At 61.8% G+C, this 24,121-nt stretch carries 23 protein-coding genes; 19 read left to right on the top strand and 4 right to left on the bottom strand.

The features are described 5' to 3' along the window. The first annotated feature begins 100 nt into the window (after positions 1-100). The 8 genes from J3P97_RS01165 (at position 101) to J3P97_RS01130 (ending at position 8,386) form a co-directional block, all read left to right on the top strand. Complete coding sequence (locus J3P97_RS01165; RefSeq protein WP_434602494.1) at positions 101-850, top strand: hypothetical protein; 750 nt, start codon at positions 101-103, stop codon at positions 848-850. Positions 851-1,146: 296 nt separating this feature from the next. Beyond that, the gene (locus tag J3P97_RS01160; protein ID WP_305497547.1) at positions 1,147-2,388 is read left to right on the top strand and encodes an SfnB family sulfur acquisition oxidoreductase; all 1,242 of its coding nucleotides are present in this window, start codon (positions 1,147-1,149) and stop codon (positions 2,386-2,388) included. 23 nt (positions 2,389-2,411) lie between these two features. After that, the gene (locus tag J3P97_RS01155; protein ID WP_434673289.1) at positions 2,412-3,605 is read left to right on the top strand and encodes an SfnB family sulfur acquisition oxidoreductase; all 1,194 of its coding nucleotides are present in this window, start codon (positions 2,412-2,414) and stop codon (positions 3,603-3,605) included. Next, positions 3,605-4,963: an LLM class flavin-dependent oxidoreductase gene (locus J3P97_RS01150; RefSeq protein WP_434602492.1), complete on the top strand. Its 1,359-nt coding sequence runs from the start codon at positions 3,605-3,607 to the stop codon at positions 4,961-4,963. Before J3P97_RS01155 ends, J3P97_RS01150 begins: the two co-directional genes overlap by 1 nt. Before the next feature lie 132 nt (positions 4,964-5,095). Further along, on the top strand, positions 5,096-5,905 hold the full coding sequence (locus J3P97_RS01145) for a MetQ/NlpA family ABC transporter substrate-binding protein (protein WP_434673288.1): 810 nt from the start codon (positions 5,096-5,098) through the stop codon (positions 5,903-5,905). A gap of 1 nt (position 5,906) precedes the next feature. After that, positions 5,907-7,031: a methionine ABC transporter ATP-binding protein gene (locus J3P97_RS01140; RefSeq protein WP_434673287.1), complete on the top strand. Its 1,125-nt coding sequence runs from the start codon at positions 5,907-5,909 to the stop codon at positions 7,029-7,031. Further along, positions 7,021-7,665: a methionine ABC transporter permease gene (locus J3P97_RS01135; protein ID WP_434673286.1), complete on the top strand. Its 645-nt coding sequence runs from the start codon at positions 7,021-7,023 to the stop codon at positions 7,663-7,665. Before J3P97_RS01140 ends, J3P97_RS01135 begins: the two co-directional genes overlap by 11 nt. A gap of 94 nt (positions 7,666-7,759) precedes the next feature. After that, positions 7,760-8,386 carry a class I SAM-dependent methyltransferase gene (locus J3P97_RS01130; RefSeq protein WP_434570385.1) on the top strand — a complete coding sequence of 209 codons (627 nt, stop codon included), beginning with the start codon at positions 7,760-7,762 and terminating at the stop codon, positions 8,384-8,386. A 180-nt stretch (positions 8,387-8,566) separates the two neighbouring features. On the opposite strand, the gene J3P97_RS01125 is transcribed toward J3P97_RS01130, so the two are convergent. Continuing rightward, positions 8,567-9,133 (bottom strand): transporter substrate-binding domain-containing protein, encoded by a 567-nt coding sequence (locus tag J3P97_RS01125; RefSeq protein WP_305497554.1) that lies wholly within the window; start codon positions 9,131-9,133, stop codon positions 8,567-8,569. A gap of 132 nt (positions 9,134-9,265) precedes the next feature. On the opposite strand from J3P97_RS01125, the gene J3P97_RS01120 reads away from it, so the two are divergent. Then, positions 9,266-9,691, top strand: a complete 426-nt coding sequence (locus J3P97_RS01120) for a DUF4399 domain-containing protein (RefSeq protein WP_434570387.1) — start codon at positions 9,266-9,268, stop codon at positions 9,689-9,691. Between the two features lie 196 nt (positions 9,692-9,887). Here J3P97_RS01120 and serA read toward each other — a convergent pair whose 3' ends face one another. After that, positions 9,888-11,117 carry a phosphoglycerate dehydrogenase gene (gene serA / locus J3P97_RS01115; protein ID WP_039592617.1) on the bottom strand — a complete coding sequence of 410 codons (1,230 nt, stop codon included), beginning with the start codon at positions 11,115-11,117 and terminating at the stop codon, positions 9,888-9,890. A gap of 204 nt (positions 11,118-11,321) precedes the next feature. Between serA and J3P97_RS01110 the strand changes: the two genes are divergently transcribed. The 4 genes from J3P97_RS01110 (at position 11,322) to J3P97_RS01095 (ending at position 15,617) form a co-directional block, all read left to right on the top strand. After that, complete coding sequence (locus J3P97_RS01110; RefSeq protein WP_434570389.1) at positions 11,322-12,716, top strand: FAD-binding oxidoreductase; 1,395 nt, start codon at positions 11,322-11,324, stop codon at positions 12,714-12,716. 43 nt (positions 12,717-12,759) lie between these two features. Next, on the top strand, positions 12,760-13,425 hold the full coding sequence (locus tag J3P97_RS01105) for a fumarylacetoacetate hydrolase family protein (RefSeq protein ID WP_305497557.1): 666 nt from the start codon (positions 12,760-12,762) through the stop codon (positions 13,423-13,425). A gap of 226 nt (positions 13,426-13,651) precedes the next feature. Then, a complete protein-coding gene (locus J3P97_RS01100; RefSeq protein ID WP_434673285.1) occupies positions 13,652-14,584 on the top strand; it encodes an SdiA-regulated domain-containing protein in 933 nt (310 codons plus the stop codon). Positions 14,585-14,702: 118 nt separating this feature from the next. Then, a complete protein-coding gene (locus J3P97_RS01095) occupies positions 14,703-15,617 on the top strand; it encodes an SdiA-regulated domain-containing protein (RefSeq protein WP_434673284.1) in 915 nt (304 codons plus the stop codon). A 143-nt stretch (positions 15,618-15,760) separates the two neighbouring features. On the opposite strand, the gene rpiA is transcribed toward J3P97_RS01095, so the two are convergent. After that, positions 15,761-16,435, bottom strand: coding sequence for a ribose-5-phosphate isomerase RpiA (gene rpiA / locus J3P97_RS01090; RefSeq protein ID WP_434673283.1), 675 nt, complete (start codon positions 16,433-16,435; stop codon positions 15,761-15,763). A gap of 326 nt (positions 16,436-16,761) precedes the next feature. Here rpiA and ilvA point away from each other — a divergent pair, with 326 nt between their 5' ends. From ilvA to J3P97_RS01070, 4 genes are read left to right on the top strand one after another with little or no spacing between them, the layout of a single operon-like run. Next, complete coding sequence (ilvA, locus tag J3P97_RS01085) at positions 16,762-18,276, top strand: threonine ammonia-lyase, biosynthetic (protein WP_434673282.1); 1,515 nt, start codon at positions 16,762-16,764, stop codon at positions 18,274-18,276. Positions 18,277-18,314: 38 nt separating this feature from the next. Further along, positions 18,315-18,728, top strand: coding sequence for a DUF2269 family protein (locus tag J3P97_RS01080; RefSeq protein WP_434673281.1), 414 nt, complete (start codon positions 18,315-18,317; stop codon positions 18,726-18,728). A 15-nt stretch (positions 18,729-18,743) separates the two neighbouring features. After that, the gene (locus J3P97_RS01075; protein ID WP_434673280.1) at positions 18,744-20,000 is read left to right on the top strand and encodes an SDR family oxidoreductase; all 1,257 of its coding nucleotides are present in this window, start codon (positions 18,744-18,746) and stop codon (positions 19,998-20,000) included. After that, positions 19,997-20,464 carry a DUF2269 family protein gene (locus J3P97_RS01070; protein ID WP_434673279.1) on the top strand — a complete coding sequence of 156 codons (468 nt, stop codon included), beginning with the start codon at positions 19,997-19,999 and terminating at the stop codon, positions 20,462-20,464. Before J3P97_RS01075 ends, J3P97_RS01070 begins: the two co-directional genes overlap by 4 nt. Positions 20,465-20,468: 4 nt before the next feature. On the opposite strand, the gene J3P97_RS01065 is transcribed toward J3P97_RS01070, so the two are convergent. After that, positions 20,469-21,125 carry an HAD family hydrolase gene (locus J3P97_RS01065; protein WP_434570403.1) on the bottom strand — a complete coding sequence of 219 codons (657 nt, stop codon included), beginning with the start codon at positions 21,123-21,125 and terminating at the stop codon, positions 20,469-20,471. 143 nt (positions 21,126-21,268) lie between these two features. Here J3P97_RS01065 and J3P97_RS01060 point away from each other — a divergent pair, with 143 nt between their 5' ends. After that, the gene (locus J3P97_RS01060; RefSeq protein WP_003186867.1) at positions 21,269-21,748 is read left to right on the top strand and encodes an RNA pyrophosphohydrolase; all 480 of its coding nucleotides are present in this window, start codon (positions 21,269-21,271) and stop codon (positions 21,746-21,748) included. 22 nt (positions 21,749-21,770) lie between these two features. After that, positions 21,771-24,050: a phosphoenolpyruvate--protein phosphotransferase gene (ptsP, locus tag J3P97_RS01055; protein WP_305497566.1), complete on the top strand. Its 2,280-nt coding sequence runs from the start codon at positions 21,771-21,773 to the stop codon at positions 24,048-24,050. The last annotated feature ends 71 nt before the right edge of the window (positions 24,051-24,121 follow it).

Genomic DNA, 24,121 nt, shown 5'->3' with positions numbered 1-24,121 from the left:
GAAAGTTCATGAGTTTATTGCAAAGCAATAAACAATGCCGCGTTTATCCGTGCCTTTGACCTTTATGAAACAGTTCGATATGGACACCAAGGAGAACACCATGACATGTACGTCACCGATCCTCGAACTGGCCGCGCCCGCGCTGGCCAATGCCCTGCATACCGGTATCAACATCACCAGCGCCGCTCGGCTGGAAGTGCTCATCACACCTTATTCCGGCATGGACGCGGGCGATCTGATCGAACTGTTCTGGGATAACTGCTACGTCGGCTCCCGCCAGGTAGCCGAGGCGGATACCCATGGCGGCATCACGCTGCGGATACCCGAAAGCTTCGTCGTCAACGGGACTTCATGCATCCATTACCGCGTCATGCGGGTCGGGCGGGGGCCGGCGCTGTCGGCTCCGCAACAGGTGCAAGTCAAACTCGACTGCCCCGGAGGTCGGCCTTCGACCTTGATCGGCGATGAAAACCAGAGCCTGGCACCGGTGCGTATCCCCCAGGCCATCCGTCGCCAGGGCGTCAATCCGAATCAGATCAAGCGTGGCGTACCGCTGACCATCGAGCCCTACCTGAACATGGCCGCCGACGATGCGATCACCGTGCGCTGGGGCGATGTACGGATGGACTTGCCTCGGATCAAACCTTGCGAGGTGGGCCAGCCGATCCATGTCTGGGTGCCACCGGAAATAATCACCGAAGCCGGCGAAGACCTGCGCCTGGAAGTGACCTATTGCATCCTTGATCGTGTAGGCAACACCTCCCATTGGGCACCGCCGCGGACATTGAAGATCGGTTGCGCGAATGCGAATCTGAAGAGCCCCGCCAAAAGCGTTGTTGATGGTCGTTGAAATGCCTTGGCAAAAATAATCGGTTTTTGTGACAGGGATCTGCTCCCTCACCACAAGAGCCGTTTCGCCCATGCGGGCTCCTTGAATTTAAATCCAGCCTATCGATATTCCTAAAAGATAGTTCAAAAACATTTTATACGCGTTTAGGGTATATCGACCGGACCACCGGACATTCTTGATTTTCGCCACCGCATTCATCGCGGTGTTTTCTTGAGATGTGAGGTGGGTATGGTACGGAACACAAACGCCCCAGTGCAGGGCGCCAAGGCACTGCACGCAGCCACGGAGTGGCTGTAATGTCCGATCTGGCGCAAGCAAAGGTCCATAGCGACCTGGATGTGGCTCCATTGTTATTGCCGGCACAGGTGCTGCGCACCGATGCCGAGGCAATCAAGGCCGCGCATGAACTCGCACAGGTTGCTCGCCAGCAGGCCGCGCGCCGCGATCAGCAGCGCAAGCTGCCCTGGGCGGAAATCGAGCAATTCACCCGCAGCGGGCTTGGCAGCATTGCCGTTCCTCGTGAGTACGGCGGCCCGCAAGTCTCTTCAGTTACCATCGCCGAAGTGTTCGCGATCATTTCCGCAGCCGATCCGGCCCTCGGGCAGATCCCGCAGAACCAGTTCGGCGTGCTCCAGCTGATTCTCGCCACGGGCACCGAACGGCAAAAGAAAATTCTCCTCCAGAGCGTGCTCGAAGGCTGGCGCATCGGCAACGCCGGGCCGGAGCGCGGCACCCGCAACACCCTGGACCTCAAGGCGCGGATCACCGCCGATGGCGATGGCTTCGTCATCAATGGACAGAAGTTCTACTCCACCGGCGCCCTGTTCGCCCATTGGGTTGCCGTGAAGGCATTGAACGACGAAGGTCGCCAGGTGCTGGCGTTCGTCCGGCGCGGCACCCCGGGCCTGCGCATCGTCGACGACTGGTCGGGCTTCGGCCAGCGCACCACGGCCAGCGGCACCGTGCTGCTGAACAATGTGCGGGTCGACGCCGAACTGGTCCTGGACAACTGGCGCATCAACGAAACGCCAAACGTGCAAGGCGCCTTCTCGCAGCTGATCCAGGCGGCGATTGACCTGGGCATTGCCCGCGGCGCCATCGACGACGCGATCGCCTTCGTTCGCGAACGCGCCCGGCCCTGGATCGATGCCAAGGTCGAGCGGGCCAGCGACGATCTGTACGTAATCGCCGACGTCGGCAAGCTGAAAATCGAACTGCATGCCGCCGAGGCTTTGTTGCGCAAGGCGGGGCACGTACTGGACCAGGTTAACGCCGCGCCGATCACTGCACAGTCCGCCGCCCGCGCTTCGATAGCCGTCGCCGAAGCCAAGGTGCTGACCACCGAAATCGCCCTGCAAGCCAGCGAAAAACTCTTCGAGCTGGCCGGCAGCCGCGCCACCCTTGCCGAGTTCAACCTCGACCGCCACTGGCGCAACGCGCGGGTCCACACCCTGCACGACCCGGTGCGCTGGAAATACCACGCAATCGGCGACTACCACCTGAACGGGACCTTGCCCGCCCGACATTCCTGGATCTGACGACCCGACCACTGGAGCAGCACATGACGCTTTCCCAACACGTCGCGGTGATCACCAGCGATGAACAAGCCCTGATTGTCGCCAGCGACCTGGCCGATGACTTCAAGCGCGACAGCGCCCTGCGCGATCGCGAACGGCGCCTGCCGCACCCGGAGCTGGAAGCCTTCACCCGCTCCGGCCTGTGGGGCATCAGCGTGCCCAAGGCCTACGGCGGCGCCGGCGTTTCCAACGTCACGCTGGCGAAGGTCGTGGCGCTGATCGCCCAGGCCGATGGCTCGCTCGGGCAAATCCCCCAGAACCACTACTACGCCCTGGAAGTGCTGCGGGTAAACGGTAGCGAAGCGCAGAAGCAACGGCTGTATGCCGAAGTGCTGGCCGGTCAGCGGTTCGGCAATGCCCTGGCGGAGCTGGGAACCAGGACTGCTCACGAGCGCACCACCCAACTGCTTCGCGATGGCGACGGGTACCGCATCAACGGCCGCAAGTTTTACGCCACCGGGGCGATCTATGCCCAGCGCATCCCTACTTCGGTGGTGGACGAGAACGGCGTGCAGCAGTTGGCGTTCGTTCCGCGCAACAGCCAGGGCCTGACGGTTATCGACGACTGGAGCGGTTTCGGCCAGCGCACCACGGGCAGCGGCTCGGTGGTGTTCGAAGCGGTGCATGTCGCTGCCGAAGACATCGTGCCGTTCCAGAGCGCCTTCGAGCGCCCTACTCCGGTGGGCCCGTTGGCGCAGATTCTCCATGCCGCCATCGACACCGGCATTGCCCGCGCCGCCTATGAAGATGCGTTGCATTTTGTCCGCTGCAAAACCCGGCCGTGGATCGACGCCACCAGCGATGTCGCCACCCAGGATCCGCATACGCTCAAGAGCTTCGGCCATTTGAACATTCGCCTGCACGCCGCCGAAGCCCTGCTGGAACGCGCAGGCGAATTCCTCGACCGCGCCCAGGCCGACAGCAACGCCGAAACGGTGGCGGCGGCCTCGATTGCCGTAGCCGAAGCCCGGGCCATCAGCACCGAAATCTCCCTGGCCGCCGGCAGCACGCTGTTCGAACTGGCCGGCAGCCAGGCGACCCTGGCCGAACATGGCCTGGATCGTCACTGGCGCAACGCCCGGGTGCATACGCTGCATGACCCGGTGCGCTGGAAATATCACGCGGTCGGCAATTTCTACCTCAACGACGAAAAACCACCATTACGAGGGACCATCTGATGGCCCTCGACAAGAAAAAAATCCTCCTCAACGCGTTCAACATGAACTGCATCGGCCATATCAACCACGGCTTGTGGACGCATCCGCAGGACACCTCGACCCAGTACAACACGCTCGAATACTGGACCGGGCTGGCCCAGCTACTGGAGCGCGGCCTGTTCGACGGGTTGTTCATTGCCGATATCGTCGGGGTCTATGACGTTTACCAGCAATCGGTGGAGGTCACGCTGAAAGAGTCGATCCAGCTGCCGGTCAACGACCCATTGCTGCTGGTCTCGGCAATGGCTGCCGTCACCCGCAACCTCGGCTTCGGCCTCACCGCCAACCTCACCTATGAGCCGCCGTACCTGTTCGCCCGACGCATGAGCACGCTGGATCACCTGAGCCGCGGCCGGGTTGGCTGGAACATTGTCACCGGCTACCTGGACAGCGCCGCGAAAGCCATGGGCCTTGGCGCGCAGGTCGAGCACGACCGCCGTTATGACCAGGCCGACGAGTACCTGGAGGTGCTCTACAAACTCTGGGAGGGCAGCTGGGAAGACGATGCGGTGCTCAACGATCGCCAGCAACGGATCTACGCCCAGCCAGAAAAAGTACACAAGGTCAGGCACCAGGGCGAGTTTTATCAGGTCGAGGGTTATCACCTCTGCGAGCCATCGCCTCAACGCACACCGGTGCTGTTCCAGGCCGGCAGCTCCGAGCGCGGGCTGCTGTTCGCCGGGCGGCATGCCGAGTGCGTGTTCATCAGCGGCCAGAACAAGCCGGCGACCAGGGCCCAGGTGGACAAGGTCCGCGCCAGCGCCGTCGCGGCCGGGCGCAATGCCGAGGACATCAAGGTGTTCATGGGCTTGAACGTGATTGTCGGCGAGACCGAAGCAGCGGCCTGGGCCAAGCATGCCGAGTACCTGGGGTATGCCAGCGCCGAGGCCGGCGTGGCGCATTTCTCCGCGTCGACGGGCATCGACTTTTCCGAGTACGAACTGGACGAACCGATCCAGTACGTGAAGAGCAACGCCATCCAGTCCGCGACCAAGACCTTGCAGAACAACGACTGGACCCGACGCAAGCTTCTGGAGCAACACGCCTTGGGCGGTCGCTACATCACCGTTGTCGGCTCGCCCGAACAGGTCGCCGACGAGCTGGAATCGTGGATCGCCGAGACCGGCCTCGACGGCTTCAACCTGACCCGCATCGTCACGCCACAAAGCTACGTGGATTTCATCGACCTGGTGATTCCCGAGCTGCAGCGCCGCGGGTCGTACAAGACCGAATACGACGGGGGGACGTTGCGGGAAAAGCTGTTTCACGCGCAAGCGCGACTACCCGGCCAACACACTGGCTCGAACTACCGGCGATGACCGTGGCGAGGGAGCTTGCTCCCGCTGGTGGGCGAAGCCCGCCCAAAAAAGCTCGGGCTACTTCGTAGCCCAGCGGGAGCAAGCTCCCTCGCCACGAAAGCACATGACTCATTAATGACTGGAACAACCGACATGACCAAGCAACTCCTGACCCTGCCAGTCAAAGCACTGGCCCTGGCCCTCGGCCTGTTCAGCTCAGCGCTGTTCGCCGCCGACGCCCCGTTGAAAATCGGCACCACCGCCGCCTTCGCCATTCCTCTGGAGGCCGCTGTCGAAGAGGCCGGCAAACAAGGCCTGAAGGTTGAGCTGGTGGAATTCAGTGACTGGATCGCGCCTAACGTCAGCCTCGCTTCGGGTGACATTGACGTGAATTATTTCCAGCACATTCCCTTCCTGGAAAACGCCAGGGCAGCCGCTGGGTTCGACCTGGTGCCGTTCGCGCCGGGAATCATCAACAACGTCGGCCTCTACTCGAAAAAATACAAAAGCTTCGACGAGCTGCCCGAAGGCGCGAGCGTCGCCATAGCCAACGACCCGATCAACAGCGGTCGCGGCTTGCAACTGCTGGCCAAGGCCGGGCTGATCCAGCTCAAGCCGGGCGTCGGCTACAAGGCCACCGAAGACGACATTGTCGCCAACCCGAAGAAGATCAAGATCCTGCAGGTCGAAGCCGTGCAACTGGTGCGCGCCTATGAAGACGCTGATCTGGTGCAGGGCTACCCGGCCTATATCCGCCTGGCGAACACCTTCGACGCGACGTCCGCGTTGCTGTTCGACGGCCTCGATCACAAGGAATACGTCATCCAGTTCGTGATCCAGCCCAAGAGCAAAAGCGACCCGCGGCTAATCAAGTTCGTCGATATCTATCAGCACTCCCCGGCCGTGCGCGCTGCCTTGGACAAGGCCCATGGCAAGCTCTATCAAGCCGGCTGGGAAAGCTGATATGAATGCCGTCAACGCTTTGCTTGAACAGCAAACGCCCACGCGCCGAAGCGCCGAAAGCACCGAGCTGCACCCACAGCTCAACCGGGCCCACGTGCGTTTTGTCGCACTGGGCAAAACCTACCTGGGCGCCCAAGGACCGGTGAACGCGCTGCACGGCATCGACCTGGCGATCCAGCGCGGCGAGGTGTTCGGCATCATCGGCCGCAGCGGCGCCGGCAAGTCATCGCTGATCCGTACCATCAACCGCCTCGAGCAACCTACCAGCGGTCGGGTGCTGATCGATCAGGTGGATATCGGCGAGTTCGATGAGGATCGCCTGGTCGAGCTGCGCCGGCGCATCGGCATGATCTTCCAGCATTTCAACCTGATGTCGGCCAAGACCGTCTGGCAGAACGTCGAGCTGCCGCTGAAAGTCGCCGGGGTGCCCAAGGAGCAACGCCAGCGCAAGGTCCGCGAGCTGCTCGAACTGGTGGGTCTGGATGGCAAGCACAAGGCCTATCCGGCACAACTCTCAGGCGGGCAGAAGCAGCGGGTCGGCATCGCCCGGGCGCTGGTCCACGATCCCCAGATCCTGCTGTGTGACGAGGCCACTTCGGCGCTGGATCCGGAGACCACTCAGTCGATCCTCCGCCTGCTGCGGGAGATCAACCAGCGGCTGGGCCTGACGATCGTGCTGATTACCCACGAGATGGCGGTGATCCGCGAAGTCTGCGACCGGGTAGTGGTGCTGGAACAAGGGCGGATCGTCGAACAGGGGCCGGTCTGGGAAGTCTTCGGCAATCCGCAACATGAGGTCAGCCGGACGCTGCTGGCGCCGTTGCAGCACGCGCTGCCTGAAGAACTGCAGAACCGCTTGCAGCCGCAACCGGCCTCGGCGGACGCGGCCACAGTGCTGCGCCTGCAATTCACCGGTACCGCCCGCGATGAACCGGACCTCGCAGCCCTGTTCGGCGCCCTCGGTGGCCGGGTGCGACTGTTGCACGGCGGCATCGAACGGATCCAGGGACATGGGCTGGGACAATTACTGCTGGCCGTGAGCGGCTCCTCACTGGACGCCGAGGAGTTGCGTCAGCGGGCAGGTGCATGGGCGCAACGGGTGGAGGTGCTGGGTTATGTGGATTGATCGTTTATTGCAGGGCTTCATCGACACGTTCCTCATGGTCGGTGTGTCGTCATTGATCGCGTTGCTGGCGGGCATTCCGCTGGCGGTTATCCTGGTCACCAGCGGCAAAGGTGGCATTTACGAGGCACCGGTGCTGAACCGTGCCTTGGGCGCGTTCGTGAACCTGTTTCGCTCGATCCCGTTCCTGATCCTGATGGTGGCGCTGATTCCGTTCACTCGGCTGATTGTCGGCACGACCTATGGCGTGTGGGCTGCGGTGGTGCCGCTGACCATCGCCGCGACGCCGTTTTTTGCCCGCATCGCCGAAGTCAGCCTGCGGGAAGTCGACCACGGCCTGATCGAAGCGGCCCAGGCCATGGGTTGCCGGCGCTGGCATATCGTCTGGCACGTATTGCTGCCGGAGGCGCTGCCAGGCATCGTCGGCGGTTTTACCATCACTTTGGTGACCATGATCAATTCCTCGGCCATGGCCGGGGCGATCGGCGCCGGTGGCCTGGGTGACATCGCCTACCGTTACGGCTACCAGCGGTTCGACAGCCAGATCATGCTCACGGTTATCGTGCTGCTGGTGGCGCTGGTCGCGGTGATCCAGTTGGGGGGCGATCGTCTGGCGCGCGGCCTGAACAAACGCTGAAGCGCGACTCATTGTGGGAGCGAGCCTGCTCGCGATTGGCGGCCGGCGGGCTTGCGGTATAGTCGTCAAACACTCCCCAGCAAAGCCCGCGATCATGAAACACACTGCCGAAGACCTGCACGTCATCACCGCCACGACCCTGGGTCATTACAACGCCGTGGCCGAGAATTTTCGCGAAGGCACCCGCGATCATGATGTCAGCCAGAACATCGATGCGTTGCTGCGCCACATCCAGGGCCAGGCGCCGTTTCATATCCTCGACTTCGGCTGCGGTCCGGGGCGGGATTTGCGTACGTTCACCGGCATGGGCCATGTCGCGGTCGGCCTGGATGGTTCCGAAGAATTCGCCCGGATGGCCCGCCAGGACAGCGGGTGCGAGGTGTGGCAACAGGACTTCCTGAAACTCGACCTGCCGGATGGACGCTTTGATGGGATTTTTGCCAACGCGGTGCTGTTTCATATTCCAGTCCAGGAACTGCCCCGCGTGCTCAGGCAGCTGCACGCCACGCTAAAGGCTGGAGGGGTTCTGTTCAGCTCCAATCCACGAGGCGAAAACCAGGAAGGCTGGAACGGCCAGCGCTTCGGCGCCTACCACGATCTCGACGCCTGGCGCAGGCTGCTGGGCGCGGCAGGTTTTGTGGAGCTGGAGCATTATTACCGGCCGGCGGGGCTGCCACGGGAACAGCAGCCTTGGTTGGCCAGTGTGTGGCGTAAGCCTTGAAGACAGATCAATCGACCGTATGGATGCTGCCCCCCGTGGCGAGGGAGCTTGCTCCCGCTCGGCGGCGCAGCCGTCGCAAGGCGGCTGATGCAGTCTGTCCGGGAAATCACCTGATCCGGATTAGGACTGCTTCGCAGCCCAGCGGGAGCAAGCTCCCTCGCCACGGGTGATTCCATTTTTTCACTCCGGCTGTTTCAACCACTTCTGCGACAACTGCTCCAGCCGCCCATCCTCCTTGATCCGCGCCAGGGCATTGTCCAGGCTGGCCTTGAAGGCCGGGTTGTCCTTCTGGAACGGAATCACCAGGCTGGGCGGCGGGCCTTTCTTGTCCTGCGCCTGGAACGACTGCGCCATGACCAGCGGACGTTGCGACTCGTCCTTGCTTGCCAGCAACTGCGCATCCGGTTGGCTGTAAGGGGTACTGGTATCGAAACGATCCGCCAGTTCCGGGGTCAGTGCTATGTGATTGATGGCGACGTCGTATTTGCCGGTTTCCACACCGGCCAGCAAATCCTCGGCATCGGTGACAACGAAATCGGCCCGTACATCGAGTTCGTTCGCGAGCATTTCGCCCAGCTCCACTTCGAAGCCAGTGAGTTTGCCGTCTTCCTTGAAGTTGAAGGGCGCCGTGTTGGCCTCAAGAGCGATGCGCAACTCGCCCCGGTCGTTGATATCGTCGATCAATTCGGCATGGGCCAAAGGGCTCAAAAGGGGTAGCAGGCAGATCAGGCCAGGCAGGAAACGCATGGTCACTCCTAGAATTTATACAAGCGACGCTCGTCTCAGGCTCGCTTTGCTATGGTTGTTGCAGGCTTCGACAACGATTGTTCATGAAGTTGTCATGACTCAGCGGATTTCATCGAAAAACTGGAGAAAAAAATGAAAAGCTTTATGTCTCGTGCCGCGTTGGCTGGCCTGTTGTTGGGCACCTCGATGCTGGCAACAGCGGCGACCCCGGCCCCCAAGGGTGCAGAAGTGTTCATCGTTTCCCCGGAAGATGGCGCCACCGTCAGCCAGGAATTCAAGGTCAAGTTCGGCGTCAAGGATATCGCCCTGGCTCCGGCGGGCGATGTGACCAAAAACACTGGCCATCACCATTTGCTGATCGATGTCGACGACGTGCCGAAGGAAGGCGCGCCGATTCCGACCGACGCCCACCACATGCACTTCGGCAAGGCACAAACCGAGGCCACCATCAAACTGGCCCCGGGCAAGCACACCTTGCAATTGATCCTGGGCGACAGCGGCCATATGCCGTTCGACCCGTCGATCGTGTCCGAGAAAATCACGGTAAATGTGAAGTAACACCGTATCGACTGACACAACGCAGCCCAATGTGGGAGCGAGCTTGCTCGCGATAGCGGTGGTTCAGTCGATAGATCTTTTTCTGACACTCCGCGATCGCGAGCAAGCTCGCTCCCACAGGGTTTCCAGGTTGTGCCAGATAAAAAAACGGGAGCCCCCTGCGGCGCTCCCGTTTTATATTGCAAGTCCAGCCTGCTTAGAACAACACGCGGCAACGAATGGTGCCGTTGATGTGCTGCAGCTTCTCCTGCGCCAGGTCGGAGTATTCGGCATCGACGTCGATCACGACGTAGCCGACCTTCTCGTTGGTCTGCAGGAACTGGCCGGAAATGTTGATGCCGTTTTCCGCGAAGACCTTGTTGATCTCGCTCATCACACCCGGGATGTTCTCGTGGATGTGCAGCAGGCGGTGCTTGCCAGGGTGAGCGGGCAAGGCCACTTCCGGGAAGTTCACCGACGATACCGAAGTACCGTTGTCGCTGTACTTGACCAGTTTTTCCGCCACTTCCAGGCCGATGTTGGCCTGGGCTTCAGCGGTGGACCCGCCGATGTGCGGGGTCAGGATCACGTTGTCCAGGCCACGCAGCGGGCTCTCGAAGATGTCGTCGTTGGAGCGCGGCTCCACCGGGAACACGTCGATGGCAGCGCCGATCAGGTGCTTGTCCTTGATCGCTTCGGCCAGGGCGTCGAGCTTGACCACGGTGCCACGCGCGGCGTTGATCAGGATCCCGCCTTTCTTGATGGCACGGATTTCCTTCTCGCCGATCATCCACTGGGTGGCCGGGGTTTCCGGTACGTGCAGAGTGACGATGTCGGACATGCCCAGCAATTCATGCAGGTCGTTGACCTGGGTGGCGTTGCCCAGTGGCAGCTTGGTCACGGTGTCATAGAAGAACACCTGCATGCCAAGGCCTTCGGCAAGTACCGACAACTGGGTGCCGATCGAGCCGTAGCCGACGATACCCAGCTTCTTGCCCCGGATTTCGAAGGAGTTGGCCGCGCTCTTGATCCAGCCGCCACGGTGGCAGGAAGCGTTTTTCTCGGGGATGCCGCGCAGCAGCAGGATCGCTTCGGCCAGCACCAGCTCGGCAACGGAACGGGTGTTGGAGTACGGCGCGTTGAACACCGCGATACCGCGCTCACGGGCCGCGTTGAGGTCAACCTGGTTGGTGCCGATGCAGAAGCAGCCGACCGCGACCAGTTTCTTGGCGTGGTCGAAGATCTCTTCGGTCAGTTGAGTACGGGAGCGAATACCGATGAAGTGAGCATCGGCGATCTTTTCCTTGAGCTGGGCTTCCGGCAGAGAACTGGTGATGTACTCGATGCTGGTGTAGCCCGCCGACTTGAGGACGTCGACAGCCGATTGGTGGACGCCTTCGAGAAGAAGGAACTTGATCTTGCTCTTATCGAGAGAAGTCTTGCTCATCTGCGTAAACCTGTGTCCCGGAGAAAAATGGCAGGGAATCGGGCAGCCTGGGCCGGCCCGACCGGCATGACAGCCGTCGCCGCAGAACAGCCGTTGGGCACTACGCTGCGGGGTCGGTATGCTAGCATATGCCCCCCGCAAACACCCATTCCTGCGACGTGAAGCGTTCTCAGGATGACCATGAATTGTTCGAGAGTTCTGTCGATGACCAATCCTGCCGTGATAGATGAGCTGAAGACCCTGGTTGAGCCTGGCAAGGTCCTGACCGATGCCGACTCCCTGAATGCTTACGGCAAGGATTGGACCAAGCATTTCGCTCCGGCGCCGGTGGCCATCGTCTTTCCCAAGACCATCGAACAGGTCCAGGCCATCGTGCGCTGGGCCAATGCGCACAAGGTCGCGCTGGTCCCCTCGGGCGGACGTACCGGGCTGTCCGCCGCGGCCGTGGCGGCCAATGGCGAAGTCGTGGTGTCCTTCGACTACATGAACCAGATTCTCGACGTGAACCTGACCGACCGCACCGCCGTGTGCCAGCCGGGCGTGGTCACCGAACAACTGCAGAACAAGGCCGAGGAACATGGCCTGTACTACCCGGTGGATTTTGCTTCGGCCGGTTCCAGCCAGATTGGCGGCAATATCGGGACCAATGCCGGCGGGATCAAAGTCATTCGCTACGGCATGACGCGTAATTGGGTGGCGGGCATGAAAGTCGTCACCGGCAAGGGCGACGTGCTGGAGCTGAACAAAGACCTGATCAAGAACGCCACCGGCTACGATTTGCGCCAGCTGTTCATCGGCGCGGAGGGCACGCTTGGCTTCGTGGTCGAAGCCACCATGCGCCTGGATCGGGCGCCGAAAAACCTCACCGCGATGGTGCTCGGCACGCCGGATTTCGATTCGATCATGCCGGTGCTGCATGCCTTCCAGGGCAAACTGGACCTGACCGCATTCGAGTTTTTCTCCGACAAGGCCCTGGCCAAGGTCCTCGGGCGCGGCGACGTGCCGGCGCCGTTCGAGACCGACTGCCCGTTCTACGCCCTGCTGGAATTCGAGGCCACCACTGAAGAAGTCGCCAACCACGCGCTGGAAACCTTTGAGCACTGCGTCGAACAAGGCTGGGTGCTGGACGGCGTGATGAGCCAGAGCGAAACCCAGTTGCAGAACCTGTGGAAATTGCGCGAGTACATCTCCGAAACCATCTCCCACTGGACGCCGTACAAGAACGACATCTCGGTAACCGTCTCGAAGGTACCGGCATTCCTGCGGGAAATCGATGCAATCGTCGGCGAACACTACCCGGACTTCGAAATCGTCTGGTTCGGCCACATCGGTGACGGCAACCTGCACCTGAACATCCTCAAGCCGGAAAACCTGAGCAAGGATGAGTTCTTCGCCAAGTGCGCGACGGTGAACAAATGGGTGTTCGAGACCGTCGAGAAGTACAACGGCTCGATTTCCGCCGAGCACGGCGTGGGCATGACCAAACGCGACTATCTGACCTACAGTCGCTCGCCGGTGGAGATCGAGTACATGAAAGCGGTAAAGGCAGTCTTTGACCCCAACGGCATCATGAACCCGGGCAAGATCTTCGCGGTTTGACCCTTATAAACACCTGATGAAAATCCAAAGGCAGGAGTCGGTTATGAGCTATCAGCACCAGTATGTCGACGGTACGCGTATTCATTTCCCGATCGGGAAAGTGGTGTGCATTGGCCGCAACTATGCCGAGCATGCAAAGGAACTGGATAATCCGGTGCCCACCGAGCCGTTGCTGTTCATCAAGCCAGGCAGCTGCGTGGTGCCGCTGGAAGGCGGTTTCAGCATTCCCACCGACCGCGGGTCGGTGCATTACGAGGCGGAAATCGCCGTGCTGATCGGCAAGCCGCTGTCCACCCGGCCCAGCGCTGAGGAAGTGCTGGACGCGATCTCCGGCTTCGCTCCGGCCCTGGACCTGACCCTGCGGGACAAGCAGGCCGAGCTCAAGGGCAAGGGACTGCCCTGGGAAGTCGCCAAGTCTTTCGACGGCGCGGCGGTGATCGCCCCGTTCGTCTCGAAGGACACCTTCGCCGACCTGACCGACATCCCCGTTCGCCTGGTCATCAATGGCGAAGTGCGCCAGGACGGCAACAGCAGCCTGATGCTCAACCCCATCGTGCCGATGATCCAGTATATGGCCGGCTGTTTCTCGCTGCAGGCCGGCGACGTGATCCTGACCGGCACGCCGGCCGGCGTCGGACCGTTGAACGTCGGTGACGAACTGGTGCTGGAACTGCCGGGCGCGAGCCGCTTCGAGAGCAGTGTTCGTTAAACACGACACCTTACCTCACTGTGGGAGCGAGCCTGCTCGCGATGGCGATGTATCCGACAGGTTAATGTCGACTGATATACCGCTTTCGCGAGCAGGCTCGCTCCCACAGGGTATGAAAGGCAACTGCGCATTTACCGTTTTTTTCACATGCCATCCGGATAATTCCGGGCAATGCGGCATCTGAGCCAGCCAGCCCCTAGCCGAATTCCCTGGAACGTGTCCCCTGATGGCCAAGACCCAAGCACTGCCCACCCCCAAAGCATCCCGTCGCTCTCGCTTCGCCCTGCCCTGGTATGTCTGGCTGCTGATCGCGGGCGCCAGCGCTTACGGCCTGGCATTCGCCATGCATTGGGATGACCGGGGCCTGCTTTGGGTGTCGGAGCGCTTCCAGAGCCAGGCCGAGCGCCGGGAAAGCATCTGGCTGCCTGACTACCGCGCTGTCATTGACGCCAAGGCGCTCCCGGGAATGGAAGACGACGAAGCGTCCGACCTGACCTATAGCCCACAGACCAAGACCCTCTTCGCGGTGATGGGCAAAAATCCGTTCCTGGTGGAGCTGAACCTGCAGGGTGACGTATTGCGCAAGATGCCGCTGGTGGGCTGGGGCAACCCTGAAGGTGTGGCGTTCATGGAAAACGGCCTGCTGGCCATCACCGATGAACGCAAGCACACGCTGTCGATCGTCCAGGTTGATGCCAATACCCGCGAGCTGAACATCAAGGACTTCCCCCAATATGACCTGGGCACGTCGAAGAACCAGAACAAGGGATTCGAAGCCATCGTCTGGGATCCGAAGAATCAGCAACTGATCCTTGGCGAAGAGCGCCCACCGGCATTGTTCACCTGGAAAAGCGACGGGAGCCAGCTGCTCAAGGGCGACAAGCAGATCCATGTCAGCAACGAACTCGACCTGCGCAACCTGTCCGCCCTGGCCGTAGACCCGCGCACCGGCCACACGCTGGTGCTATCGGCCGACTCCCATTTATTGCTGGAACTGGACGAAGCAGGCGATCAGGTCAGCTTCATGACCCTGCTCGGCGGCTTCAACGGCCTGAAGGACACGATCCCTCGCGCCGAAGGCGTCACTGTCGATGAAGCCGGCACCCTCTACATCGTCAGTGAACCGAACCTGTTCTACCGTTTCGAAAAACAGCACTGACAGCGCGACTTTGTAAGACACTTCCCACCATCGTGTAGGATGTGGCACGCGGCCATTAAGCTTCAGTTCAGGCAGTCGTGGTATTTCCAACCACCTGTTTTTATCCGAGCCCTCCTACATGCGTCGACTTGTCCGTCCCAAGCCACTGTTCCTGCTGTTGCTGGCCATCGTGCTGATCACCCTGATCACGGCGGGCCAGTACCTGCGCCTGTTCGAACGCGCCTGGTTCAACATGAGCAGCCTGTGGCACCCCGTCAACGAGCAGGCAATCGCACTGGATCAGTACCAGGTCGCGCTTGAGGCGCAGGTGATCGAAGGGTTGGACGATGACGTTTCGGCGCTGACCTTCGATCCGATCCGCAAGACCCTGTTCACCGTGACCAACAAGAATCCCGAGCTGATCGAGCTGTCGCTGGACGGCAAAATCTTGCGGCGCATAGCCCTGGTCGGGTTTGGTGATTCGGAAGCGGTGGAATTCATCAGCGAGAACATCTATGTCATCACCGACGAGCGCCAACAACGGCTGATCAAGATCCATCTGGACGACGACACCCGGTTCCTGGACGCGGCCGAAGCCGAGCAGATCTCGCTCGGGGTGCACATGAGCAGCAACAAGGGTTTCGAAGGGCTGGCCTACGACTCCCTGGGCAAGCGGCTATTCGTGGCGAAGGAGCGCGACCCGATGCTGATCTACGAGGTCCACGGGTTTCCCCACCACAACCCGGAAAAATCCTATGCGGTGCACGTCGTCAACAATCCCAAGCGTGACGCCGGGCTCTTTGTGCGCGACCTTTCAAGCCTGCAATACGATGAGCGCAGCGGTCACCTGATGGCGCTGTCCGACGAGTCGCGGTTGATCATCGAGCTGGATATCAACGGCCGTCCGTTGAGCACGCTGTCGTTGAGCAAGGGCCGCCACGGCCTGCAGAAAACCGTCCCCCAGGCTGAAGGCCTGGCCATGGATGACGATGGCAACCTGTATGTGGTGAGTGAGCCGAATCTGTTTTACGTGTTCAAGAAGGCGCAGCCTTGAACCTCTCACCCTGACCCCGAAAATCCAATGTGGGAGCGAGCCTGCTCGCGAAGGCGATATGCCAGACAACACATGATGTGTCGGACAGACCGCTTCGCGAGCAGGCTCGCTCCCACCGGGACTGATACCGCTCAAAAAATCGGTTATTCAGCCCGCAGCGTCTTCACCCCTTCAGCAGTCCCCAGCAACAGCACATCCGCCGGACGTGCGGCGAACAAGCCGTTGGTGACCACGCCGACAATGGCGTTGATCTGGCGTTCCAGCTCCACCGGGTTGGTGATCTGCAGGTTGTGGACGTCGAGGATGATGTTGCCGTTGTCGGTCAGCACACCTTCGCGATACACCGGATCGCCGCCCAGTTTCACCAACTGACGGGCGACGTGGCTGCGGGCCATGGGGATAACTTCCACCGGCAGCGGGAAGGCGCCGAGTACCGGCACCAGCTTGCTGGCGTCGGCGATGCAGATGAAGGTCTTGGCGACTGCCGCGACAATCTTCTCGCGGGTCAATGCAGCTCCACCGCCCTTGATCAGGTTCAGGTGCGCATCGCTTTCATCGGCGCCGTCGACGTAGAACTCCAGGTCGCTCACGGTGTTGAGCTCGTACACCGGGATCCCATGGCCCTTGAGGCGCGCGGCGGTGGCTTCGGAGCTGGCGACCGCGCCATCGAACGCACCCTTGTGCTGCGCCAGCGCGTCAATGAAGCAATTGGCGGTCGAGCCGGTGCCGACCCCGACGATGCTCTTGTCATCCAGCTTCGGGAGGATGAGGTCGACGGCGGCCTGGGCCACGGCCTGTTTGAGTTGATCCTGGGTCATGCGGGCTCCGAGGGTGCCGAGAGGGAACGAAAGGCCGGCATTATAGGCGTCGGAGCAGCCTTGGTCATTGCCTGTTTGGCACAGATCCAGCGTGCCAAGGGAGCCTCCTCCCGCTGGACCGTGCAGCAACCGTGGCGAGGGAGCTTGCTCCCGCTGGATCGCGTAGCGGTCCCAGAAAAAGCGATGAGCGCTTCGCACTCAAGCGGGAGCAAGCTCCCTCGCCACGGGGACTTGTGTGCGCCGGCTGCCTTAATTCGTGTGGTCGCCCGGCCAAAAGCCGGGTTAGACTCCCTGGCCCTGCCCAACCCGCTCAGTGATGCTTTCCGATGCTCGAACAGTACGTCAAGAAGATCCTCACCTCGCGCGTTTATGACGTTGCCGTTGAAACCCCGTTGCAGACCGCTCGCCAGCTCTCCGAGCGGCTGGGCAATGACGTCTGGCTCAAGCGTGAAGACCTGCAGCCGGTGTTCTCGTTCAAGATTCGCGGGGCCTACAACAAGCTGACCCAACTCAGCGACGAAGAGCGCGCCCGTGGCGTAGTCACGGCCTCGGCCGGCAACCACGCCCAGGGCCTGGCGCTGGCAGCCAAGGTGCTGGGCGTCAAAGCCACCATCGTCATGCCCAAGACCACCCCGGAAATCAAGGTCGAAGGCGTACGCTCCCGCGGCGGCAAAGTGGTGTTGCATGGCGACTCGTTCCCCGAGGCGCTGGCGTATTCGCTGAAGCTGGTCGACGAAAAGGGCTACGTCTATATCCATCCCTATGACGACCCTCATACCATCGCCGGGCAGGGCACCGTGGCGATGGAGATCCTCCGCCAGCACCCCGGGCGCCTCGATGCGATATTCGTCCCGGTGGGCGGTGGCGGGCTGATTGCCGGGATCGCGGCCTACGTGAAATACCTGCGCCCCGAGATCAGGATCATCGGCGTCGAGCCTGATGACTCCAATTGCCTGCAAGCGGCCCTGGCCGCCGGTGAGCGCGTGGTATTGCCGACCGTCGGCCTGTTCGCCGACGGCGTGGCCGTGGCGCAGATCGGCCAGCACACCTTTGATATCTGCAAGCACTACGTGGATGAAGTGATCACCGTCAGCACCGACGAGATTTGCGCAGCCATAAAGGATATCTACGACGATACCCGCTCGATCACCGAACCGGCCGGCGCCTTGGGCGTGGCCGGGATCAAGAAGTACGTCGAATCGCGGGGCATCAGCGGTCAGACCCTGGTGGCCATCGATTCCGGCGCCAACGTCAACTTCGATCGCTTGCGCCATGTGGCCGAGCGCGCCGAGCTGGGCGAAGGGCGCGAGGCGATCATCGCCGTGACCATTCCTGAGCAGCCGGGCAGCTTCAAGGCCTTCTGCGAAGCCATCGGCAAACGGCAGATCACCGAATTCAACTACCGCTACAACACCGGCAGCGAAGCGCACATTTTCGTCGGCGTACAGACGCATCCGGAAAACGATCCGCGCAGCAAGTTGATCGCCAGCCTGACCGAGCAAGGCTTTCCGGTGCTGGACTTGACCGACAACGAGCTGGCCAAGCTGCACATCCGCCACATGGTCGGCGGGCACGCCGCCCACGTCATCGACGAAGTGGTGCTGCGTTTCGAGTTCCCGGAGCGTCCGGGCGCGTTGTTCAACTTCCTCAACAAGCTGGGCGGGCGCTGGAATATCTCGATGTTCCACTACCGCAACCATGGCGCGGCGGATGGTCGCGTGGTCGCCGGGCTGCAAGTGCCTCACGATGAACGCCACCAGGTACCGGCCGCCCTGGAAGAAATCGGCTATCCGTATTGGGATGAAAGCGATAACCCGGCCTATCAGCTGTTTCTTGGTTGAAGGGCTACGCTGAAGGACATCGGCCTTAAGGAAATCCCATGGAAACTCTGCTGACCTTGAAAGTCCTGCACGTCGCGGCCACGGTCCTGCTGCTGGCTTGCGGTGTAGTCCTTGCCGTCCTGGCCTGGCGTAAACGCAGCGAGGGACCGGCCAGCACGCTGCGGCGTCCCTGGCTGTTGGCCTGGTGCGTGATGCTGGTCTGCATGCTGAGCATGCCGTTCACCGGCTGGTGGCTGGCTCACCTGGTGGGCTGGCCGTTGGGGCAAAGCTGGCTGTTGGGCTCCAGCGTGATCTACACGGTGGCGACGCTCTGCGTTTGCTGGTTGCTGGCAAGGCTCAATCGTCTGCGCTTGGGCAGCGGTGGCGGCAGCAGGTTTACCCTGGCATTGGCGATCATCGGTGGCGTCGGCTTCCTGTCCATCGCCGCGCTGATGGGTGCCAAGCCGATTTAAGCGACAGGGACGGTCATGAAGATCCTACTGGTGGGAGGCGGCGGTTTTATCGGGCGCCATCTGCTGCGAGCGTTGCACAGCGCTGGTCACTCGATCATCGCAACCAGTCGTGAACCCCAGGCGCCAGGTTGGCCTGGGGTTGAATGGCGGCAGCTGGATCTCGGTGTACTGGCAGGCGACCCTGAACACTTTGCCTTGCCCCTGGACGTCGATTTGCTGATCAACGCGGCCGGCCTGCTCAGCGTCGACACCGAGGCGCTGAGCCTGGTCCAGGATCGGGGCGCGCGAGCGTTGTTCGACCAGGCCGCGCGCCGCGGTGTCCGGATCCTGCAGATTTCCGCGCTGGGCGCGAGTGCGCAATCGGACGTGCCGTTCCTGGCGAGCAAAGGCTTGGCCGACGAATATCTTTGCGTGCTGGACAGCGTATCGGTGGTGCTGCGGCCCTCGTTGGTGGTGGGACCAGGCGGCGCGAGCAGCGGCTGGATGGAGGGCCTTTCTCCGTGGCCGTTGATTCCCTTGCTGAATCTTCAAGCGCGCATCCAGCCCGTACATGTCGATGACCTGGTGGGCGCGGTGCTCGCCCTGCTGCGGCAATGGCCGACCGAGTCGGTGGTGCTGCCGCTGGTAGGACCGGAGCCGATGACGCTGGCCCGACTCATCGATCATCTGCGCGCCGCCCAAGGTTGGGCGCCGGCCCGCTACATCAAGGCCCCTGCGCTGTTGACTGAACCGGGTAGCCGGCTTGGGGATCGGTTCGGCTGGCGGGCATTGAACAGGCAAAGCCTGGCCTTGGCACAACGGGACAATCTGGCCGACCCCGCGGCACTCGCGTCAATCTGCGGGTATTACGCCGCCCCCGTACAAACCCGCTTGCAGGATTGGCCCAGCGCAGCCCAGAGCAGCCTCAGAGCGATCCGCCCGCTGATGCTCGCGGTACTGGCGATCATCTGGCTGGGAACCGCCATCGTCTGCCTCGGCCCCGGCTACGATTGGGGCTTGCGTATCATGGCCGAAGCCGGTGTCCACGGCGCCTGGGCGAAGCTTGCGGTAATCGCCGGCGCGCTGTGTGACGGCGCGCTGGGCGTGGGCATGCTATTCAAGCGCTGGCGCCGCCAGGCATTGCGATTGCAGTTGGGATTGATGCTCGGCTACACGCTGTGCATCAGTTTTATCCTGCCGCACTATTGGTTTGACCCTTATGCGGCTGTCGCCAAGAACCTGGTGCTGATAGTCGCGACTTTATGGCTGCTTTGGACTGAACCGCGCCGATGAGCATTTACCTGCTGCTGAAAACCCTGCACATCCTGTCCTCGACCATCCTCTTCGGCCTGGGCGCGGGGTCCGCCTACTACGCGCTGCGGGCCTGGCGCAGCGGCAAGCTTGAAGTCATTGCCGTCACCTTCAAGCATCTGGTCTTCGCCGATTGGGCGTTCACGGCCACTACCGCCGTGTTCCAGCCGCTGAGCGGCCTGGCCCTGATGCATATGGCCGGCTGGCCACTGCAACAGAGCTGGTTGATGTGGAGCATCGGCCTTTATTGCCTGGCGGGCGCCTGCTGGCTGCCGGTGGTCTGGTTGCAGATCCGCGTGCACAAAATGGCCGAGCAAGCCTTGCAGGACGGCACGCCCATGCCGCTCAAGGCCAGCACCTACATGCGCTGGTGGTTTGCGCTGGGCTGGCCGGCGTTCCTCGCGTTCATGGTGATCTTCTACCTGATGGTGGCCAAGCCTGCGTGAGAGGTCAGTCGCGCAGGCTGATCACAGGCCAGCCGCGTTTCTCGGCCTCGGCCCGCAGGTTCGGATCCGGATCGACCGCCACCGGGTGCGTCACTGCTTCCAACAGCGGCAAGTCGTTCATCGAGTCGCTATAGAAGTAGCTGTCGTCCAGCGAATACCCGGTCTCTTCCAGCCAGCGGTTCAGCCGGGTCACCTTGCCCTCGCGGAAACAGGGGATGTCGGTGCTGCGCCCACTGTAGCGACCGTCGATCATTTCGCACTCGGTGGCAATCAGGGTTTCGACGCCCAGACGCTCGGCAATCGGCGCGGTGACGAAGCGGTTGGTGGCGGTGATGATCACCAGCTTGTCGCCGGCATCACGGTGTTTCTTCAGCAATTCGATGGCTTGGGGCAGCACGATCGGCTCGATGCAGTCGCGCATGTACTCGAGATGCCACTGCGCCAGCACCTCCATCTCGGTACGGCCGAGGATTTCCAGGCAGAAATTCAGGTACGCGGCGTTGTCCAGCTTACCGGCCAGGTAGTCCTGGTAAAACTCATCGTTGCGCGCCTTGTAGGTGACGGCATCCAGAAACCCGCGCTCGCAGAGGTAATCGCCCCAGGCGTGATCGCTGTCGCCGCCCAGCAGCGTGTTGTCCAAGTCGAATAAAGCCAGCCGCATTGCAGTTACTCGCTGAAATTTCTTGAGAAAGGCGCCCAGAATACGGACTTTTCACAAGAGTGCACATAAGGTGGGCAGCCTCGTTGCTGCTTTCACAACCTTTGTGGAACAATGCGGCGACATGCGTTTGCGAGGTTGTTGCCGTGATCGATCCCGATGGTTTCCGTCCCAATGTGGGGATCATTCTTACGAATGATGCCGGACAGGTGCTATGGGCTCGCCGTATCAATCAAGACGCCTGGCAGTTTCCACAGGGAGGGATCAACCCCCAGGAGACGCCGGAAGAGGCTTTGTACCGCGAGTTGAACGAAGAAGTGGGGCTGGAGCGAGAGGATGTCGAAATACTCGCCTGCACCCGAGGCTGGTTGCGCTATCGTTTGCCGCAACGCCTGGTCCGCACGCACAGCCAACCGCTGTGTATCGGCCAGAAGCAGAAATGGTTTCTCCTGCGCCTGATCTCCAACGAGCAGCGGGTGCGGATGGATTTGACCGGTAAACCGGAATTCGATGGCTGGCGCTGGGTCAGTTATTGGTATCCGTTGGGCCAGGTGGTGACATTCAAGCGCGAGGTGTATCGACGCGCTCTCAAAGAGCTTGCCCCGCGCCTGCTGACGCGCGACTGACGACGGAGTTCGACCCCGAGCCATGCTCAATACGCTGCGCAAGATCGTCCAGGAAGTTAACTCCGCCAAGGATCTCAAGGCGGCGTTGGGGATTATTGTATTGCGCGTCAAAGAGGCCATGGGCAGCCAGGTCTGCTCGGTCTACCTGCTGGACCCCGAGACCAACCGTTTTGTGCTGATGGCGACCGAGGGCCTGAACAAGCGCTCCATCGGCAAGGTCAGCATGGCGCCCAACGAAGGCCTGGTCGGCCTGGTCGGTACCCGGGAAGAACCGCTGAACCTGGAAAACGCCGCCGATCACCCGCGCTATCGCTACTTTGCCGAGACCGGTGAAGAGCGCTACGCATCGTTCCTCGGCGCGCCGATCATTCACCACCGCCGCGTCGTCGGCGTGTTGGTCATCCAGCAAAAAGAGCGCCGCCAGTTCGACGAGGGCGAAGAAGCCTTCCTCGTGACCATGAGCGCGCAACTGGCCGGGGTTATCGCCCACGCCGAGGCCACCGGCTCGATCAGCGGCCTGGGCCGCCAGGGCAAGGGCATCCAGGAAGCCAAGTTCGTCGGCGTGCCGGGTTCACCGGGCGCGGCGGTGGGCACCGCGGTGGTCATGCTGCCACCCGCCGACCTCGACGTGGTGCCGGACAAGACCATCGCCGACATCAATGCCGAGCTGGGCTTGTTCAAGACCGCCATCGAGGGCGTGCGGGCCGACATGCGCGCCCTGTCCGCCAAGCTGGCCACGCAACTGCGGCCTGAAGAGCGCGCGCTGTTCGATGTCTACCTGATGATGCTTGACGATGCCTCCCTGGGCAGCGAAGTGACCACAGTCATCAAGACCGGCCAATGGGCCCAGGGCGCGTTGCGCCAGGTGGTGACCGACCACGTCAACCGTTTCGAACTGATGGACGACGCCTACCTGCGCGAGCGCGCCTCCGACGTCAAGGACCTCGGTCGCCGCCTGCTCGCCTACCTGCAGCAGGAGCGCCAGCAGACCCTGGTCTACCCCGACAACACTATCCTGGTGAGCGAAGAGCTGACCCCGGCGATGCTCGGCGAAGTGCCGGAAGGCAAGCTGGCGGGCCTGGTCTCGGTACTGGGCTCGGGCAACTCCCACGTGGCGATCCTGGCCCGGGCCATGGGCATTCCCACGGTCATGGGCCTGGTGGACCTGCCGTATTCCAAGGTCGACGGCATCCAGATGATCGTCGACGGCTACCACGGCGAGGTCTACACCAACCCCAGCGACGTGTTGCGCAAGCAGTTTGCCGATGTGGTGGAGGAAGAGAAGCAACTCTCCCTGGGCCTGGATGCCCTGCGCGACCTGCCGTGCATAACCCTCGATGGCCATCGCATGCCGTTGTGGGTCAACACCGGCCTGTTGGCCGATGTGGCCCGGGCGCAGAAGCGTGGCGCCGAGGGCGTGGGCCTGTACCGCACCGAAGTGCCGTTCATGATCAACCAGCGTTTCCCCAGCGAAAAGGAACAGCTGGCGATCTACCGCGAGCAATTGTCCGCGTTTCATCCGCAACCGGTGACCATGCGTAGCCTGGACATCGGCGGCGACAAATCGCTGTCCTACTTCCCGATCAAGGAAGACAACCCGTTCCTCGGCTGGCGCGGGATCCGCGTGACGCTCGACCATCCGGAAATCTTCCTGGTCCAGGCCCGCGCCATGCTCAAGGCCAGCGAAGGCCTGAACAACCTGCGCATCCTGTTGCCGATGATCTCTGGCACCCATGAGCTGGAAGAAGCCCTGCACCTGATCCACCGGGCCTGGGGCGAGGTGCGCGACGAAGGCACCGACGTACCCATGCCGCCGGTGGGCGTGATGATCGAGATTCCGGCAGCGGTGTACCAGACCAAGGAACTGGCGCGGCAGGTGGACTTCCTGTCGGTAGGCTCCAACGACCTGACCCAGTACCTGCTGGCCGTGGATCGCAACAACCCACGGGTGGCCGACCTCTACGACTACCTGCATCCGGCCGTGCTGCAAGCCTTGCAGAACGTCGTTCGCGACGCCCATGCCGAGGGCAAGCCGGTAAGCATCTGCGGCGAAATGGCTGGCGACCCGGCGGCGGCGGTGCTGCTGATGGCGATGGGCTTCGACAGCCTGTCGATGAACGCCACCAACCTGCCGAAAGTGAAATGGATGCTGCGCCAGATCAACCTCAGCAAGGCCCAGGAGCTGCTGGCGGAGCTGATGACCATCGACAATCCGCAGGTGATCCATAGCTCCTTGCAGTTGGCGCTGAAAAACCTCGGGTTGGCGCGGATGATCAACCCGGCTTCGAACAAGACCCTCTAGATCCCGCGGCGAGCATTTGTGGCGAGGGAGCTTGCTCCCGCTGGCGGGCGAAGCCCGCCCAAAAGCTTTGG

Source organism: Pseudomonas sp. R1-15, assembly GCF_051132085.1.
Lineage (GTDB): Bacteria > Pseudomonadota > Gammaproteobacteria > Pseudomonadales > Pseudomonadaceae > Aquipseudomonas.
The sequence above is the reverse complement of the archived record's forward strand: the minus strand, read 5'-3'. Positions and strand labels throughout refer to the sequence as shown.